Origin of the sequence: Pseudomonas sp. URMO17WK12:I12, assembly GCF_000514395.1 — a bacterium.
GTDB classification, from domain to species: Bacteria; Pseudomonadota; Gammaproteobacteria; order Pseudomonadales; family Pseudomonadaceae; genus Aquipseudomonas; species Aquipseudomonas mucoides.
Genome location: NZ_AZVV01000020.1, coordinates 91,684 through 108,925, shown reverse-complemented (window position 1 = coordinate 108,925; position 17,242 = coordinate 91,684). Strand labels below are relative to the sequence as shown.

Annotated in this window: 15 protein-coding genes; 14 read left to right on the top strand and 1 reads right to left on the bottom strand. The window is 61.3% G+C overall.

Annotated elements, in window-relative coordinates:
* The first annotated feature begins 114 nt into the window (after positions 1-114).
* From D882_RS0125690 to D882_RS0125655, 8 genes are all read left to right on the top strand, one after another.
* Positions 115-1,527: an amino acid permease gene (locus D882_RS0125690; RefSeq protein ID WP_027925895.1), complete on the top strand. Its 1,413-nt coding sequence runs from the start codon at positions 115-117 to the stop codon at positions 1,525-1,527.
* A 332-nt stretch (positions 1,528-1,859) separates the two neighbouring features.
* The gene (locus D882_RS0125685) at positions 1,860-2,651 is read left to right on the top strand and encodes an enoyl-CoA hydratase/isomerase family protein (protein WP_027925894.1); all 792 of its coding nucleotides are present in this window, start codon (positions 1,860-1,862) and stop codon (positions 2,649-2,651) included.
* A gap of 41 nt (positions 2,652-2,692) precedes the next feature.
* Entirely contained in the window at positions 2,693-3,853 is a 1,161-nt protein-coding gene (locus D882_RS0125680; RefSeq protein ID WP_027925893.1) for an acyl-CoA dehydrogenase family protein, read from the top strand.
* A gap of 18 nt (positions 3,854-3,871) precedes the next feature.
* Positions 3,872-5,971, top strand: coding sequence for an acetate--CoA ligase family protein (locus tag D882_RS0125675; protein WP_027925892.1), 2,100 nt, complete (start codon positions 3,872-3,874; stop codon positions 5,969-5,971).
* A 10-nt stretch (positions 5,972-5,981) separates the two neighbouring features.
* A complete protein-coding gene (locus D882_RS0125670; RefSeq protein WP_027925891.1) occupies positions 5,982-7,589 on the top strand; it encodes a 5-guanidino-2-oxopentanoate decarboxylase in 1,608 nt (535 codons plus the stop codon).
* 27 nt (positions 7,590-7,616) lie between these two features.
* Positions 7,617-8,807, top strand: a complete 1,191-nt coding sequence (locus D882_RS0125665; RefSeq protein WP_027925890.1) for a pyridoxal phosphate-dependent aminotransferase — start codon at positions 7,617-7,619, stop codon at positions 8,805-8,807.
* Positions 8,800-10,215, top strand: a complete 1,416-nt coding sequence (locus tag D882_RS0125660) for an aldehyde dehydrogenase family protein (RefSeq protein ID WP_027925889.1) — start codon at positions 8,800-8,802, stop codon at positions 10,213-10,215. Before D882_RS0125665 ends, D882_RS0125660 begins: the two co-directional genes overlap by 8 nt.
* 67 nt (positions 10,216-10,282) lie before the next feature.
* A complete protein-coding gene (locus tag D882_RS0125655; protein ID WP_027925888.1) occupies positions 10,283-10,987 on the top strand; it encodes an NAD(P)H-dependent oxidoreductase in 705 nt (234 codons plus the stop codon).
* Positions 10,988-11,177: 190 nt separating this feature from the next.
* Here the strand turns inward: D882_RS0125655 and D882_RS0125650 are convergent, their stop codons facing one another.
* Complete coding sequence (locus tag D882_RS0125650) at positions 11,178-11,369, bottom strand: DUF1508 domain-containing protein (RefSeq protein ID WP_010462174.1); 192 nt, start codon at positions 11,367-11,369, stop codon at positions 11,178-11,180.
* Between the two features lie 277 nt (positions 11,370-11,646).
* Here D882_RS0125650 and D882_RS0125645 point away from each other — a divergent pair, with 277 nt between their 5' ends.
* From D882_RS0125645 to D882_RS0125620, 6 genes are all read left to right on the top strand, one after another.
* A complete protein-coding gene (locus D882_RS0125645; protein WP_027925887.1) occupies positions 11,647-12,615 on the top strand; it encodes a glycosyltransferase family 2 protein in 969 nt (322 codons plus the stop codon).
* A gap of 3 nt (positions 12,616-12,618) precedes the next feature.
* The gene (locus D882_RS0125640; RefSeq protein ID WP_027925886.1) at positions 12,619-13,329 is read left to right on the top strand and encodes a bifunctional 2-polyprenyl-6-hydroxyphenol methylase/3-demethylubiquinol 3-O-methyltransferase UbiG; all 711 of its coding nucleotides are present in this window, start codon (positions 12,619-12,621) and stop codon (positions 13,327-13,329) included.
* Positions 13,326-13,712 carry a GtrA family protein gene (locus tag D882_RS0125635; protein ID WP_027925885.1) on the top strand — a complete coding sequence of 129 codons (387 nt, stop codon included), beginning with the start codon at positions 13,326-13,328 and terminating at the stop codon, positions 13,710-13,712. The genes D882_RS0125640 and D882_RS0125635 overlap by 4 nt, the downstream gene beginning before the upstream one ends.
* Positions 13,709-15,820: a DUF6311 domain-containing protein gene (locus D882_RS0125630; RefSeq protein ID WP_027925884.1), complete on the top strand. Its 2,112-nt coding sequence runs from the start codon at positions 13,709-13,711 to the stop codon at positions 15,818-15,820. Before D882_RS0125635 ends, D882_RS0125630 begins: the two co-directional genes overlap by 4 nt.
* A gap of 72 nt (positions 15,821-15,892) precedes the next feature.
* Positions 15,893-16,819 (top strand): LysR substrate-binding domain-containing protein, encoded by a 927-nt coding sequence (locus D882_RS0125625; RefSeq protein WP_027925883.1) that lies wholly within the window; start codon positions 15,893-15,895, stop codon positions 16,817-16,819.
* Between the two features lie 57 nt (positions 16,820-16,876).
* Positions 16,877-17,242: a 5-carboxymethyl-2-hydroxymuconate Delta-isomerase gene (locus D882_RS0125620; RefSeq protein WP_027925882.1), complete on the top strand. Its 366-nt coding sequence runs from the start codon at positions 16,877-16,879 to the stop codon at positions 17,240-17,242.

The following is a 17,242-nucleotide window of genomic DNA, read 5'->3' as shown; positions in this document are numbered from 1 at the left end:
CAACCGCCACAGCGCGGTCTTCGAAGCTTATTGGAGATAATAATAATGAACTGCCGTAAAGCTGATCCTTCCCCGCGCCATGCCGCACACCTTGCTGACTATTGAGGTGCGAACATGAGCGAATCTACCGAAACCAAAGGCATCCAACTCACCCGCGCCCTGAAAAGCCGGCACATTTTCATGTTGTCGCTGGGCGGCGTGATCGGCACCGGGCTGTTCATGGGCTCCGGCGTGACCATCAACCAGGGCGGGCCGGTGGGCGCGATTCTGGCGTATCTGGTCGCCGGTTTCCTGATGTACCTGGTGATGGTCTGCCTGGGCGAACTGTCCGTACAAATGCCGGTGTCCGGCTCGTTTCAAACCCACGCCACCAAATTCATCGGGCCGGCCACCGGCTTCATGATCGGCTGGGTGTACTGGATGAGCTGGGCGACCACTGTGGGCCTGGAATTTACGGCGGCGGGCATGTTGATGACGCGCTGGTTTCCGGCGGTGCCGATCTGGTATTGGTCGGCGCTGTTCGTGGTGGTGCTGTTCGGTTTGAACGCGCTGGCGACCCGCGCCTTCGGTGAAGCGGAATACTGGTTCTCCGGGATCAAGGTCGCGGCGATTCTGGGCTTTATCGTCGTCGGCGTGCTGGTGATCTTCGGCGCCATCCCGCTGACCAGTGGTGCTCCGGCGCCGATGATGAACAACCTGATCGGCGACTCACTGTTCCCCAACGGCCTGTCGGCGGTGTTCGCGGTGATGATGACCGTGGTCTATGCCTTCCAGGGCTGCGAGATCATGGGCGTGGCCGCCGGCGAAACCGATCAGCCGGAAAAAAGCATCCCGCGCGCGGTGCGCAACGTGGTGTTTCGCGTATTGATTTTCTACGTGCTGGCGATTGTGGTGCTCTCGGCGATTGTGCCGTGGCAGCAGGCCGGGTTGATGGAAAGTCCGTTCGTGCAGGTGTTCGACATGGTCGGCATTCCTTATGCCGCTGACCTGATGAACTTCGTGATCCTCACGGCGATTCTGTCGGTGGGCAACTCCGGCCTGTATGCCTCGACGCGCATTCTGTGGGCGATGTCCAAGACCGGCATGGCGCCGAAAAGCCTGTCGCCTTTGAGCAAGCGCGGCGTACCACTGCGGGCGCTGAGCATCACCTTGTGCTTTGCACTGGTGTCGCTGATGACCAGTTTTGTCGCGGCAGACACGCTGTTCATGGTGCTGATGGCAGTGAGTGGCATGTCCGGCACCGTGACCTGGATTGTGATCGCGTTGGCGCAGTACAAATTCCGTCGGGCGTATCTGCGTGATGGCGGCAAGCTCAGTGATCTGAAGTACCGGGCGCCGTGGTTCCCGCTGCTGCCGCTGACGTGCATTGCGTTGTGCTGCTCGTTGTTTGTGTTTCTCGCGCTGGATGAAACGCAACGGCCTTCGCTGTACTGGGGCTTTGGGTTTATTGCGTTGTGCTACGGCGCGTACTTCCTGATTCATCGCAAGCGCGAAGCGGTGTTGGCACCGAGTTTGCCGACCGTTTAATTCCTTGATTCCAAACGATTCCCTGTGGGAGCGAGCTTGCTCGCGATAGCGGTCGATCAGTCAGCAGAGATGTTGAATGGGATACCGCAATCGCGAGCAAACTCGCTCCCACAGTTGTTTTGCGGTGGGCTGTAGGCAGTTGTTCGAAGTTGTAACAGCGCTATCTTCATGGCGCTGGATAAATAAAATAAATCCTTTAAATACAATCAGATAGACAGCTTTTTAAGCTGTTACAGCGCATTTTCCTGCCGATTGCCGCCTTACTGAACACTCGTTTAGTATGGCCTCAAGTCGCATCACCTCAGACCAATCACAATAATTCGAGGATTCGCATGACTACTCAATCTTCTCTGCTCAGTCAGGTTGAAGCCGGCGTTGCCTGGATCACCCTCAATCGCACGGCCCAGCGCAATGCGCTGGACATCCCGACCCTGAAAAACCTCCACGCCTTGCTGGACCAATTCAACGCCGACCCCGCCGTGCGAGTCGTTGTGCTGACCGGCAGCGGTCGCAGTTTCTGCGCCGGTGCCGACCTGGCCGAATGGGCCGAAGCCGAAGCCCGTGGCGCCCTTGAAACCTACGGCTGGACCGAAACCGCTCACGCCTTGATGAGTCGTCTGTACAGCCTGGAAAAACCGACCATCGCCGCCATCAACGGCACTGCCGTCGGCGCCGGCATGGACCTGACGCTGTGCTGCGATTTACGCATCGCTGCGCAATCGGCGCGCTTCAAGGCCGGCTATACCAGCATGGCTTACTCGCCGGACGCTGGCGCCAGTTGGCATCTGCCTCGGCTGATCGGTACTGAACAAGCCAAACGCCTGTTGTTCCTCGACGAATTGTGGGGCGCCGATCGCGCGTTGGCCGCCGGCCTGGTTGGCGAAGTCTGCGCCGATGAGCAACTGCTCGACGTCACCACTGAACTTGCTTCGCGCCTGGCCAACGGCCCGACATTCGCCTTCGCCCAGACCAAAAAACTCATGCGTGAAGGCGCTCAGCGCAGCCTGCCCGAGCAGCTGCAAGCCGAACTCGCCGCCGGCCTGTTGTGCGGCCGCAGCGAAGACGGCAACGAAGCCTTGCGCGCCTCGATCGAAAAACGCCCGGCCAATTTCATCGGTCGCTAAGTCCCGACACCACCTCCAGCACACGAACAACAGGTAGCCCCATGAATTTCCAACTGACCCAAGAACAAGAAATGTTGGTGGACGCGGTACGCAGTTTTGTCACCAAGGAACTGCTGCCCCATGAGGAAGCGGTCGACCGTGCCGACGAAGTTTCCCCGGAGCTGGCGGCACAGATTCGCGGCAAGGCCATCGCCGCCGGTTTTTATGCCTTCAACATGCCGGAAGAAGTCGGCGGCGGCGGTCTGGACTACCTGTCTCAGGCGCTGATCGAACGAGAGCTGTCGAAGGTCTCCTGGGCGTTGCATGTGTTCGTTGCCCGGCCGTCGAAAATCCTCATGGCCTGCACCGGTGATCAGATCAACGACTACCTGTTGCCGTGCATCCAGGGCGAGAAAATCGACTGCTTCGCGCTGACCGAACCGGGTGCCGGTTCCGACGCCAACGCGATCAAGACCCGCGCCGTCCGCGACGGTGATGACTTCATTCTGAATGGCAGCAAACACTTCATCAGCCACGCCGGCCACGCCGACTTCGCCATCGTCTTCGCGGTGACCGACACCTACGAGCACAACGGCCGCCAGCGCAATGCCGTGACCTCGTTCCTGGTCGACCGCAACACGCCGGGCATGACCATCCGCCGCGGTCCGAAGTGCGTGAGCAACCGCGGTTACCACACCTACGAAATGTTCTTCGACGATTGCCGTGTCCCCGCGTCCAAAGTGCTGGGCGAAGTCGGCAAGGGCTGGGACGTGGCCAACGCCTGGCTGACTGCCGGGCGCGTCATGGTTGCCGCCAACTGCGTCGGTCAGGCGCAACGGGCGCTGGATGTGTCGCTGCAATGGGCGGCGGATCGCAAGCAGTTCGGCCAGCCAATCGGCACCTATCAAGGTGTCTCGTTCAAGCTCGCGGACATGGTCACGCAGATCCGCGCGGCCGAACTGCTGACCCTGCACACCGCGTGGAAAATGGACCAGGGCACCATGACCGATGGCGAAGCCGGCATGGCCAAACTGTTCGCCAGTGAAGTGCTCGGCAAGGTCGCTGATGAGGCGGTGCAGATTTTCGGTGGCATGGGCCTGATGGATGAATGCCCGGTGGAGCGCATCTGGCGTAACGCGCGGATCGAGCGTGTCTGGGAAGGCACTTCGGAGATCCAGCGCCACATCATTTCCCGCGAATTGCTGCGGCCGCTGTTGCGCTGATCGGCCCGGAGAATGTTTATGTCGCAGACGATTCGTGACAACCTCAAACGCCTGCTCGCACCGCGCCATCTGGCGTTTGTCGGTGGCCGCAGCATGGCCCGCGCGCTCAAGCGCTGCGCCGAAGGTGGCTACCAAGGCGAGATGTGGCTGGTCAATCCGCAGCACGACACACTTGAAGGCGTGCCGTGTGTGCGCAACATCGCCGAACTGCCGTGCGGCCCGGACGCGGTGTTCATCGCGACCAACCGCGAACTGACCCTGACCTGCGTCGCCGAACTGGCGGCCAAGGGCGCGGGCGGCGCGATCTGCTACGCCTCCGGGTTTGCCGAAACCGGCGCTGAAGGCCAGGCCTTGCAACAACAGTTACTCAAAGCGGCTGGCAACATGGCGTTGCTCGGCCCCAACTGCTACGGCTTGCTCGACTACCTGCACAGCTCCGCGCTGTGGCCGGTGGCCCATGGCGGCAAACCGGTGGAGAAGGGTGTTGCCGTGCTGACCCAGAGCGGCAACTTCGCCTATAACCTGTCGATGAGCGACCGCTCGCTGCCGGTGGCCTACATGGCGTCGGTCGGCAATCAGGCGCAACTGGGCATTGCCGAATTGATGGACGTGTTGCTCGATGAGCCGCGCGTCACGGCCATCGGCCTGCACCTCGAAGGCCTGAAAAACGTGCCGGGTTTCGCCCGTGCCGCACACAAGGCGCTGGAGAAGGGCATCCCGATCATCGCCCTGAAAACCGGCGTGTCGCAGATCGGTGCCGAACTGGCGCTCAGTCACACCAGTTCGCTGTCGGGCTCCGACGCGCTCTACGACAGCCTGTTTGCGCGCCTCGGCGTGATCCGCGTCAGTGGCCCGGTGAGTTTTGTCGAAACCCTGAAAGCCGCGGCCTGCGGCCAGTTGCCGGCGGGTAACAGCCTGATCGCTTTGGCCTGTTCGGGTGGCGATGCCGGGCTGATTGCCGACTACGCCGAACGCAATGACTTGAGCCTGCCCAAGCTCGATGAAGGCCAGGTCGGGGAACTGGCACAGGTCCTTCCAACCTACGCCAACCTGGTCAATCCGCTGGATTTCACCACGGCGATCTGGGGTGACGGCGAAGCGTTGAACCGCATGCTCGACAGTGCCCTGCGCACCGAAGCCGACGCCGCGATGCTGGTGCTTGATTACCCGGCTGAGTTCACCGGGGAGCGCAAGGAATGCGACCTGCTGCTGGAGCTGTTTTGCGCCGCGCTGGTGCGCCACGGCAAGACCGGTTTCGTCACCTCGGCGTTTCCCGAATTGCTTCCGGCTCACGCTCGTGAACGTCTGCATGCGCAAGGCGTCGCTGCGTTGCAAGGCGTGGAAGACGGCTTGGCGGCGTGGGGACGAATCGCCGGTTATCAACGCAATCGTCAGGCGCTGCTGGCGCTCGGTGAGTCGGCGCTGGTGCCGCACTGTCCGCACGCCTTGGTTGGCGAAGGACGATTGCTCAACGAGTGGGATTCGAAAAAAGCATTGCATGCCTTCGGCCTGCCGACGCCCAACGGCGTAATGAGCACGCCGGACAACGCGCTGAGTGACGCCGACGCACTGGGTTATCCGTTGGTGCTCAAAGCGGTCAGCGCGCAACTGCCACACAAAACCGAAGCCGGTGCCGTAGCGCTGAACCTCAAGGACGCCACGGCCCTGAGCGCCGCCCTGGAAAAAATGCGCGCAAACATTGCCGAGTACGCGCCGCAGGTGCCGTTCGATCACGTGCTGCTGGAGCCGATGGCTAAACCGCCGCTGGCTGAATTGATCGTCGGTATCAAACGCGAAAGCGACTTCGGTCTCGCCTTGGTTATCGGTGCTGGCGGGATTCTGGTGGAATTGCTCAAAGACAGTTGCAGCCTGCTGCTGCCGACCACCGACGGCGCCATTCGCAAGGCCGTTTTAAGCCTGCGCAGTGCGGCGTTGCTGCAAGGGTTTCGCGGACGCGAAGCGGCGGATCTGGATTCGCTGGTGACAGCGATCCGTGCGGTGGCCGATTACGCCTGCGAAAACGCCGGGCAGTTGCTGGAACTCGATGTGAACCCATTGTTGGTCGGTGCCGCTGGCACGACTGCGGTCGATGCGTTGATTCGCCTTGGCCACGAGTGAGGATGTGAACATGCAAACCACAACATTGACCGGTGGCCAGGCCCTGGTGCGTCTGCTGGCCAACTACGGCGTCGACACCGTGTTCGGCATTCCCGGCGTGCACACGCTGGAGTTGTATCGCGGCTTGCCCGGCAGCGGCATACGCCACGTCTTGACCCGCCACGAGCAGGGCGCCAGTTTCATGGCTGACGGCTATGCACGCGTCAGCGGCAAACCGGGCGTGTGCTTCATCATCACCGGGCCGGGCGTGACCAATGCTGCCACCGGTATCGGCCAGGCGTATGCCGACTCGATTCCGATGCTGGTGATTTCCAGCGTCAACCACACCGCCAGCCTCGGCAAGGGTTGGGGTTGTCTGCACGAGACCCAGGACCAACGCGCGATCACCGCACCGATCACCGCGTTCTCGGCGGTCGCATTGAGCGCCGAGGACCTGCCCGAACTGATCGCCCGGGCCTACGCGGTGTTCGACAGCGAGCGTCCACGCCCGGTGCACATCTCGGTGCCGCTGGACGTGTTGTCGGCAAAAATCAGCCGCGACTGGAGCAACGACGTGGTCCGTCGTCCAGGTCGTGGCGCCGCCTCAACCACCGCCCTGGACGAGGCTGTGGCCAAGCTGCAAAACGCCAAGCGGCCGATGATCATTGCCGGTGGCGGCGCGTTGAATGCGCAACAAGCGCTGCAAGAGATCAGCACCCGACTCGCCGCGCCGCTGTTCACCAGCGTCGCCGGCAAAGGTTTGTTGCCGCCGGATGCGCCGCTGAACGCGGGCTCGACCCTGTGCGTTGAACCCGGCTGGAACCTGATCGCCGAGGCCGATGCAGTGCTGGCGGTCGGCACTGAAATGGCCGACACCGATTTCTGGCGCGAGCGCTTGCCGCTGAATGCCGAACTGTTGCGCGTGGACATCGACCCGCGCAAGTTCAACGATTTCTACCCGTGTGCGGTGGCATTACACGGTGATGCCCAACAAACCCTCGTCGCGCTGCTGGAACGTCTGCCGTCCACCGCGCGTGATGCCAGCGCAGCGATTTCTGCCGTCGGGGCCTTGCGCGAAGCTGTGAAGGCAAGCCATGGCCCGTTGCAGTCGATCCACCAGGCGATCCTTGACCGTATCGCCGCCGAGTTGCCGGCCGACGCGTTCATCAGCACCGACATGACCCAACTGGCCTACACCGGCAACTACGCCTTCAACAGCCTGGCACCGCGCAGCTGGTTGCACCCGACCGGTTACGGCACCTTGGGCTATGGCTTGCCGGCCGGCATCGGCGCCAAGTTCGGCGCTCCGCAGCGGCCAGGGCTGGTGTTGGTCGGCGACGGTGGTTTCCTCTACACCGCGCAAGAGCTGGCGACCGCCGTCGAAGAGCTCGACAGCCCGCTGGTGGTGCTGCTGTGGAACAACGACGCGCTGGGGCAGATTCGCGATGACATGCTCGGGCTCGACATCGAACCGATTGGCGTACTGCCGCGCAACCCGGATTTCGCCGCCCTCGGTCGCGCCTTCGGTTGCACCGTGAGCCAGCCGCAAAGCCTCGCCGAGTTGCAAACCGATCTGCGCCACGGCTTCAAGCGCAACGGCGTGACCCTGATCGAACTCAAGCACGCGTGCGCGCACTGATTTTCATTTTCTGGCAGAGGTATCGCCATGCGCTTTTCCGATCTGACTCAACGTATCGCCGGTGACGGCGCTGCCGCGTGGGACATCCATTACCGCGCACTCGCGCTGCAGGAGCAGGGTGAAGACATTCTGCTGCTGTCGGTTGGCGACCCGGATTTCGACACCCCGGCGCCGATCGTGCAGGCCGCCATCGACAGCCTGTTGTCCGGCAACACCCACTACGCCGACGTGCGTGGCAAGCGCGCCTTGCGTGAAAGCATCGCCAGGCACTACGGCCGCCGCAGTGGTCAACAGGTCTCGGCCGATCAGGTTATTGTCCTGGCCGGCGCGCAATGCGCGTTGTTCAGCGTCGCCCAGTGCGTGCTCAACCCTGGCGATGAAGTGATTGTCGCCGAGCCGATGTACGTGACCTATGAAGCGGTATTCGGTGCCTGTGGCGCTGTGGTGATTCCGGTGCCGGTGCGCTCCGAAAACGGTTTCCGTGTGCTGCCTGAAGACGTCGCGGCCCGCATCACCCCGCGCACTCGGGCATTGGCGCTGAACAGTCCGCACAACCCGTCGGGCGCCAGTTTGTCCCGCGCCACCTGGCAGGCGTTGGCCGACCTGTGCATCGCCCACGACCTGTGGCTGATTTCCGATGAGGTCTACAGCGAGTTGTTGTTCGACGGCGAGCACGTCAGCCCGGCCAGTTTGCCGGGCATGGCCGAGCGCACCGCGACGCTCAACAGCCTGTCGAAATCCCACGCCATGACCGGCTGGCGAATCGGCTGGGCGGTGGCACCACCGGCGCTCGCGGCGCACCTGGAAAACCTCGCGCTGTGCATGCTCTATGGCTTGCCGGACTTCGTGCAGGACGCCGCCGTCGTTGCACTGGAAAGCAACTTGCCCGAGCTGGAGGCCATGCGCGAAGCCTATCGCCAACGCCGTGATCTGGTTTGCGAATGCCTGGCTGATTGCCCCGGCGTGAAGGCCTTGAAACCCGATGGCGGGATGTTCGTGATGGTCGATATCCGCGACACCGGGCTCAGCGCCCAGGCGTTTGCCGACCGCTTGCTCGACCGCCATGGCGTGTCGGTGCTGGCCGGTGAAGCCTTCGGTCCGAGCGCTGCCGGGCACATTCGCCTGGGGCTGGTGTTGGGCGCGGAGCCGTTGCGTGACGCCTGCCAGCGCATCACCCGTTGCGCCACTGAATTGCTGGAGTCTCAGGTTTATGCATAACCATAAAGCGCTGTTTATCGATGGCCGCTGGCAAACCCCATCGGGGCAGGGCATCGCCGAGGTGATCAACCCGGCCACGGAAGAAGTCGCAGGTTCAGTGCCGCTGGGCGATGAGCGCGATGTCGACAACGCGGTGGCCGCCGCACGCAAAGCGTTCAGCTCATGGTCGCGCACGCCATCGAGTGTGCGGGCCGGTTACATCCGCGCCCTCGCCGAGCAGTTGCGCGCGCGGGCTGATGAGATGGCTTCGGTTATCACCACTGAACTGGGCATGCCGGTGCAGTGGTGCCGCTCGGTGCAGGTCGACGGCCCGATCACTGGGCTGGAGCAGTACGTCGAACTCGCAGGCCTGATGGACGAAGTGCGTGAGGTCGGCAACTCGCTGGTGATTCGCGAAGCGGTGGGCGTGTGCGCCTTCATCAATCCGTGGAACTACCCGCTGCATCAATTGATCGGCAAGCTCGCCCCGGCGCTCGCTGCCGGTTGCACGGTGGTGGTCAAGCCGAGCCAGGAAACCCCGCTGCACGCCTTTTTGCTGGCGCAGATGATTGAAGCCATCGGCTTGCCGGCCGGCGTGTTCAACCTGGTCAGCGGGCCGGGCTCGAAGGTCGGTGAAGCGCTGGCCAAACACCCGGATGTCGACATGGTGTCGTTCACCGGCTCCACCGGCGCCGGGGTTCGCGTGGCACAAGCCGCCGCGCCGTCGGTGAAGCGCGTGTGCCTGGAACTGGGCGGCAAGTCGCCGCTGCTGATTGCCGAAGACGCCGACCTCGCCGCTGCTGTGCGCTACGGCGTGCAAGACGTGATGATCAACTCCGGGCAGACCTGCACCGCGCTGACTCGCATGTTGCTGCCGGCCAGTCGTTACGCCGAAGCGGTGGAACTGGCCATCGCCGAAACCCAAAGCCTGCGCATGGGCGATCCGCTGGACCCGCAGAGTTTCCTTGGGCCGATGTGTTCGGCGGCGCAACGGCGCACCGTGCGTGACTACATTCAGGTCGGCCAGCAGGAAGGCGCGCGGCGGGTGTGCGGCGGCGATACGGCCGACGCCTTCGAGCGTGGTTTCTACGTCAGCCCGACGCTGTTCGCCGATGTTGATAACCGGATGCGCATCGCCCAGGAAGAAATCTTCGGCCCGGTGCTGTGCCTGATTCCCTACACCGATGAAGCGCAGGCGATTCAGCTCGCCAACGATTCGCCGTTCGGCCTGTCCAGCGGTGTCTGGGCCGGCAGTGCCGAACGCGCCTTGCACCTGGGGCGGCAGTTGCGTGCCGGGCAGTGCTTCCTCAACGGCGCAGCGTTCAATTATCAGGCGCCCTTCGGTGGCTACAAACAATCGGGCAATGGCCGGGAGTGGGGCGAGGAAGGGCTTAACGAATTCGTTGAAGTGAAGGCGATTCAGGTGTGACCGCTCGATGGACGGGCTTGCATTTGCGACTTCAAACTCAACGTTGGTCAATGTTTAAGGAATTGTCATGAAAGTACTGATCGTCCACGCTCACCCGGAACCGCAATCTTTCACCGCCGCCCTGCGTGACCAGGCCGTCGCCACCCTTGAAGCCCAAGGGCATGAGGTGCAGGTCAGCGACTTGTACGCGATGAACTGGAACCCGGTGGCGAGTGCCGATGACTTTTCTTCGCGGGAGAACCCGGAGTACCTGGTGTATGCGCTGGAGCAACGGCTGGGTGTGAAAAGCCAGTCGCTGGCGCCGGACATCCAGCAAGAGCTCGACAAGTTGTTGTGGGCTGACCTGCTGATCCTCAATTTCCCGATTTTCTGGTTCTCGGCGCCTGCCATGCTCAAAGGCTGGATCGACCGGGTGCTGGTGTCGGGGATCTGCTACGGCGGCAAGCGCTTTTACGATCAGGGCGGCTTGAGCGGCAAGAAGGCGCTGGTGACCGTGACCCTGGGCGGGCGCGAACACATGTTCGGTGACGGCGCGATTCATGGTCCTCTGGAAGACATGCTGCGGCCGATCCTGCGCGGCACGCTGGCGTATGTCGGCTTCGACGTGCTGGAACCGTTTGTGGCGTGGCATGTGCCGTACATCAGCGACGAGGCGCGCAAGGAATTCCTGGTGAGCTATCAGCAGCGACTGGAGCACTTGAGCGATGACCAGCCGATGCAGTTTCCGCGGTTGGCGCAGTTTGATGAGGCGTTGTATCCGTTGCCGGTTTGAGGCGGGTTTTTACCTGGCGTTTGATGGTGTTCTTTGCGGCCCCATCGCGAGCAAGCTCGCTCCCACAGGTTTTGCAAACGACGCAAATCCACTGTGGGAGCTTGCTCGCGATGAGGACAGTGAATCCAGCCAAAAAACCAATGGCTCGCCACCTACCCCAGCCGGGCAGCCTGGGCAATGCCTATCAGGCTTAAATCTCCTTCACCGGCGTCTCACCCTCAACCCCTTTGATCAACCCGATGGCATGCAGGCAATCGGCCTTGTTCACATACGACTCGCCACTGGCGATGGTCTCGTGATTCCCCGCCCTCAACCGCCAGCGCCATTGTCCTTTGCCGGTGCTCGGGGTGCCCTTGGATTGCCTGTAAATCTCGAAATACATACTGCTCGCTCCATGCGATGGGTTATTGCGACAACCTGTGTGACGCGTCGGGGGCAAGCCTAGCGGAGCTGGCTTTTTTGGCCACCGGGCATTTGTTTCCAGGCATTTTAAAATATTTCTGCCAGCGCCGGCAGGCCGGTGGGAATGGCCAAAACCCCCTCTGATTCGCCCTTGCATCACCTCCCATGGTCCTGCTTAATACGACTCGACTCATGGCGTCGAGAAACTGTCGACGACCCCGGATTGTAGAAAAACCACTATAAAAAAGAGCAATCAATTGACTCATCAGCACGGAACGCAACTGGCCGGGCATTTGGCGTTATCGCTCGTCATCCCGGTGTTCAATGAAGCCGCCACCGTCGACTTGTTCCTCGCGCGGATCAATGACGTCTTCAAGGACGAGGCGCTGATCGGTCTGGAACTGGTGTTCGTCAATGACGGCAGCACCGACACCACACTGGATCTTTTGCTGGAACGCCAGTTGACGGACCCGCGCCTGCGCATCGTTGACCTGAGCCGCAATTTCGGCAAAGAAGCCGCGTTGACCGCAGGTTTGCAGACCGCCACCGGCCAGGTCGTGGTGCCGATCGACGTTGATTTGCAGGACCCGCCCGAGGTTATTCTCGAGATGATTGCCCGCTGGCGTGAAGGTTATGAAGTGGTGCTGGGTCATCGTGTGAGTCGCAACACCGACTCCTGGGCCAAACAGACCTCGGCCAACTGGTTCTACCGCCTGCACAACAAAATCGCCGAGCAACACCTGCCGGAAAACGTCGGCGATTTCCGCCTCATGGACCGCTGCGTGATCGATGCCTTGCAGTCCTTGCCCGAGTCCCGGCGCTTCATGAAAGGTTTGTTCGCCTGGGTCGGTTTTCGCACCACCCAGGTCAACTACGAGCGCCCGGAGCGGGCGGCCGGAGCGACCAAGTTCAATGGCTGGCGGTTGTGGAACTTCGCATTGGAGGGCATCACCAGTTTCAGCACTGAACCGCTGCGGATCTGGACCTACCTCGGGCTGCTCGTTTCACTGATTTCCTTCTCGTTCGCCATCTTCATCATCGTGCGCACCCTGATTTCCGGTATCGACCTTCCGGGTTATGCCTCGTTGATGGTGGCGGTCACCTTTCTGGGCGGCCTGCAATTGATCGGCATCGGGGTGCTGGGTGAGTACCTGGGCCGAACCTACATCGAATCGAAACGCCGGCCGGTGTATCTGGTGCGGCGTGTCTATGACCCCAAGGACTGAACCGTGGATCTCAAGGAAACCGACATTCTCGGTTCAAGCATCAATCAGCATTGGTATTACGCCTCCAAAGCGGCGGCGACCACACGGTTGCTCGGCAGCACTCCGATCAGGAAAATTCTCGATGTGGGCGCAGGCTCCGGGTTCTTTTCTCACCATCTGCTGAGTCATTCATCGGCCAGCGAAGCGTGGTGTGTGGACATCAGTTACGACGCCGACTCGGACGCCAGCACCGCCGGCAAACCGGTGCATTACCGGCGCGAAATCGATGCGGTGGACGCCGACCTGGTGTTGCTGATGGACGTGCTGGAGCATGTCGACGACGACGTCGGGTTGCTCAAGGCCTATGTCGACAAAGTCCCCTCTGGCAGCCGATTCCTGATGACGGTGCCGGCGTTCCGTTTTCTCTGGAGCGGGCATGATGAGTTTCTCGAGCACAAACGCCGCTACACCCTGGCGCAACTGGAAACCGTGGCCCGAGCGGCCGGCTTGACGGTGCAGCAGGGCACTTACTATTTCGGCCTGGTGTTCCCGATTGCCGCCACGTTGCGATTGCTGCCCAAAGGCGCGCAACCGTCGCCGCCACGTTCGCAACTCAAGCAGCATCACCCGCTGGTGAACACGCTGTTGAAGACCTTGTGCAACATCGAGTTGCCGTTCATGAAGGCCAATCGTCTGGCCGGGTTGACGGTGTTTGTGCTGGCGCAGAAACCGTGACGTCAACCGAAAAATCCGCCCTGATCAAGCGTGGCCTGCGCTTTGCCGTCACCGGGTTGTTCGTCACCGCCCTGCATGCATTGGTGGCCGTGCTGTTCATCAATTACGTGTCGCCGTTGCCACCATTGGCCAACGGCGTGGCGTTTGCCGTGGCGACCGTGGTGTCCTACGTGATCAATACCACCTGGAGTTTTTCCGCACGATTGCACGGCCGGACGCTGCTGCGTTTCATGATGGTGTCCGGCGCCGGTTTTCTGTTGGCGATGCTGGTGGCCTGGGCCGCGCAGATGGCCGGGCTGCATTACTTGCTGGGGATTGGCGCCGTGGCGCTGACGATTCCGGCCTTCACCTTTGTACTGCATAACTTCTGGACGTACCGATGAAGGATCTTGTTAAACGCCTGCCGCTCAATCTGCTGCCCGTATTGATCGGTGTTGTGGCTTTTTTCATCGTGGTTGGGCCGAGGGCGCTGAACCCGCAAAACATTGCATGGCTGGGGAACGGTGATCCGGCGACGCATTATCTGGGCTGGGTGTTTTTCCGTCAGTCGCCGTGGTCCTTTCCTGTCGGGCTCAATCCTTCCTACGGGCTGGAGTTGGGTAACGGCATCATTTTCTCTGATTCCAACCCGCTGCTGGCCCTCTTGTTCAAACCGTTTGCCTCGCTATTGCCGATGCCTTTCCAGTATTTCGGGCTGTGGTTCCTCGCCTGCTTCGTCTTGCAGGCCTGGTTCGCGTGGAAACTGCTGGGGCTGGTTTCTTCCCATGTGGGCGTACGTGCCGTGGGAACGGCGCTGTTTGTCTTCGCGCCACCGATGATCATGCGCATGCCGTTCCATTTGTCACTCGGTGGGCATTTTCTGGTGCTGGCTTCGTTGTATCTGGGGCTGCACCCGAATTTGCGCCGTCGTCGTCTGGCCTGGGGCGCCTTGCTGGCGGCGGCCGCGTTGATCCATGCGTACTTTCTGGCGATGGTTGCCGTGATCTGGATCGCCGATCTCACGGCTGGTTATTTCAGGAAAAAAATGACGCTGCAGTCGGCTGCCATCGAATTGATCGGGCTGTTTTCGCTGGTCAGTTTTTGCTGCTGGCAGGCGGGCTATTTTTCGGTGGGCAGTGGCGCGATTTCCGATGGTTTTGGCATGTACGCCATGAACCTGCTGTCACTGATCGATCCGGGGCAGTGGTCCTATGTATTGAAGGATTTACCCGGTGTTCAAGGGTTCGGTGACGGCGAAGGATTTCTGTTTCTCGGTCTTGGGGTGATCACGCTGGGCATTTGTGCCGTGGTGGGCTTGCTGCAGGGTAAAACCGGTTTTCGCCAGCGACTGGGGCGGCAACCGCTGCTGTTTCTGGCACTGGCAGGGCTTACCCTGTTTTCGCTGTCAAACCATGTGGCGATGGGCTCGCTCGAGCTCACCTATCCGTTGCCCCCGGTAGTGATCTCTATCGCCAATGTCTTCCGTGCATCTGGACGGATGTTCTGGCCGGTCTACTACGCGATTATCTTCACCATCCTTTTCCTGGTGATCCGGGCCAACACACCTCGAACCGCCGTGAGTCTGATGTCGCTGGCGTTGCTGATTCAGGTGCTGGACACCCATGCGGGCTGGGAGGGGGTACGCAAGCAGTTGATGGTCGCGCCGGCCGCGAAGTGGACCTCGCCCATGATTGATCCGTTCTGGGAAAGCGCCGCAGCTCATTACAAGAATGTCCGCTGGATTGTTCCGCAGAACCTCTCCCCGCACTGGATGGCGGTGGCTGATTTTGCCGGTGTCCATGGCCTGGCGACGAATGCCGTTTACCTTGGGCGGATGGACACGGTCAACTGGATCAAATCCGAGCAGGAGACGGCTCGTGAAATGGAGTCGGGAAATTATGATGCCGATTCGTTGTACCTGCTCGATGAGCGTGCGCTGCTCCAGTCTGTGATGAATATTGATGCCCAATCGGACCTGTTTACCCGGATTGATGGCTTTACGGTGCTGGCGCCGGGCTGGAAACGCTGCAGCACTTGCTTGCAGGCCACACCGCAGGTCAACCCGCTGGAGCTGATTCCATCCCTCGATTCCGGACAAAAAACCGTATTTGCCTATGGCAGCCAGGGGCGGGCGATGTTGGCCAGGGGCTGGTCCGATTCGGAGCTCTGGGGCACCTGGTCCGAAGGTCCCGAAGCTGAAGTCATGTTCCGGGTTCCGGCGCCGGTGCATTCCTTGCGTCTGGAGGCCACGGCGTTTCTACCACCAGGGCATGCAGGGCAAAGTGTCGTCATCAGCATCAATGGCATGCCGGCGCTGAATACCCGGCTTGAGCAAGCCGATGGCAACTTTATCGACGTGCCCATCACGCACGAGATGCAGCAACGGGTATCGAGTCAGGGGGTGCTGAGGCTGCAATTTCAATTTGCCGATGCGGTCACCCCCAAACAGTTCGGGATAGGGCAGGACGCACGAATACTCGCACTCGGTTTGAAGTCCTTGACCGTCAATTGATGTCCGCTGGACATAGACGCCTCCCTCGGGCCTTTCTACACTGCCTCATGTGTTGGGGACCGGGGGCAAGGAATGAATCGTAATGAGCTGCGCAAGGCGGACATCAACCTGATGGTGGTGTTCGAAACGTTGATGCTCGAGCGCAACGTGACGCGGGTGGCAGAGAAGCTGTTTCTCGGTCAGCCGACCATCAGCTCGGCGCTCAACCGCTTGCGGGCGATGTTCAACGATCCGCTGTTCATCCGTGTCGGCCACCGCATGGAACCGACGGCCCGCGCCGAGGAGTTGATTCAGTACCTGTCACCGGCGCTGGATTCGTTGTCGGTGGCGTTGAGCCTGACCCACAGTTTCGACCCGGCCAGCAGCACCATGACGTTTCGCATCGGGCTGTCAGATGACGTCGAGTTCGGCCTGCTGCCTCCGTTGCTGCGCGCCTTGCGCCGGGAAGCGCCGAAGGTGGTGTTTGTGGTTCAGCACGTCGATTACTGGCGCATACCGGACTTGCTCGCGTCCGGCGACATCACGGTCGGCATCAGCCAGACCCGCGGCCTGCCGGCCAACGCCAAGCGCAAATTGTTGCGCCACATTCAGCCAAGCATCCTGCGCGCCGATGCGTCCGACACACCGCTGACGCTTGATGAATATTGCGCACGCCCTCATGTGCTGGTTTCCCACACGGCGAACGTCAGTGGTTACGCCGATGAGTGGCTGGCCGAGATTGGCCGGACGCGTCAGGTGGTCCTGTCCGTGCCGCAATACAGCTCGTTGCCGGCCTTGCTCGCGGGCACCGATCTGATTGCCAGCCTGCCGGATTACACGGCCGACGCCATGGCGGCTACCGGTTTGCTGTTCAAGGAACCGTTCCCGTTCAAGACCCCGACCCTGGACCTGTCGATGGTCTGGCTCAGCCATGTCGATACCGACCCCGCCGAACGCTGGTTGCGTTCGCGCCTGGAGGTGTTCATGAGTGAACGTCCACCCTTGCCGCTGCCCGAGTGAGTCAGACAGCGCTGTGTTATACGTAGGATCTTTCTGCCCACTATCTGGAGCCGCGTCATGCCACACGTGCACATGGAATACACCGCCAACCTGCCTGGGCTGAACGCCGACGTGGCGTTGATCCGGCTCAATAATGCCTTGGTGGCGTCCGGTCAGTTTGCGGCAGAGTTCGACATCAAGAGTCGGGCACTGAAGGTCGAGACCTTCAAGGTCGGCACTGCGTTGAATGAACGGGCGTTTGTGCATGTGAAACTGGCGCTGTTGAGCGGTCGCTCACCGCAGATCAAACAGCAGCTGTCGGAAAGCCTGCTGGCGGTGGTCCAGGACCTGTGCGAATGGCCAACCGGTGTCGAAGTGCAGTTGTGCGTGGAAATCCTCGATATCGATCGCGAGTCCTACACCAAGACCGCCATCACCCCCTGA

What these genes read in the sequence shown, in the direction of transcription:
- D882_RS0125690 (WP_027925895.1), top strand. Translation starts at nt 115, where the DNA reads ATGAGCGAATCTACCGAAACCAAAGGCATCCAACTCACCCGCGCCCTG.
- D882_RS0125685 (WP_027925894.1), top strand. Translation starts at nt 1,860, where the DNA reads ATGACTACTCAATCTTCTCTGCTCAGTCAGGTTGAAGCCGGCGTTGCC.
- D882_RS0125680 (WP_027925893.1), top strand. Translation starts at nt 2,693, where the DNA reads ATGAATTTCCAACTGACCCAAGAACAAGAAATGTTGGTGGACGCGGTA.
- D882_RS0125675 (WP_027925892.1), top strand. Translation starts at nt 3,872, where the DNA reads ATGTCGCAGACGATTCGTGACAACCTCAAACGCCTGCTCGCACCGCGC.
- D882_RS0125670 (WP_027925891.1), top strand. Translation starts at nt 5,982, where the DNA reads ATGCAAACCACAACATTGACCGGTGGCCAGGCCCTGGTGCGTCTGCTG.
- D882_RS0125665 (WP_027925890.1), top strand. Translation starts at nt 7,617, where the DNA reads ATGCGCTTTTCCGATCTGACTCAACGTATCGCCGGTGACGGCGCTGCC.
- D882_RS0125660 (WP_027925889.1), top strand. Translation starts at nt 8,800, where the DNA reads ATGCATAACCATAAAGCGCTGTTTATCGATGGCCGCTGGCAAACCCCA.
- D882_RS0125655 (WP_027925888.1), top strand. Translation starts at nt 10,283, where the DNA reads ATGAAAGTACTGATCGTCCACGCTCACCCGGAACCGCAATCTTTCACC.
- D882_RS0125650 (WP_010462174.1), bottom strand. Translation starts at nt 11,369, where the DNA reads ATGTATTTCGAGATTTACAGGCAATCCAAGGGCACCCCGAGCACCGGC.
- D882_RS0125630 (WP_027925884.1), top strand. Translation starts at nt 13,709, where the DNA reads ATGAAGGATCTTGTTAAACGCCTGCCGCTCAATCTGCTGCCCGTATTG.
- D882_RS0125625 (WP_027925883.1), top strand. Translation starts at nt 15,893, where the DNA reads ATGAATCGTAATGAGCTGCGCAAGGCGGACATCAACCTGATGGTGGTG.
- D882_RS0125620 (WP_027925882.1), top strand. Translation starts at nt 16,877, where the DNA reads ATGCCACACGTGCACATGGAATACACCGCCAACCTGCCTGGGCTGAAC.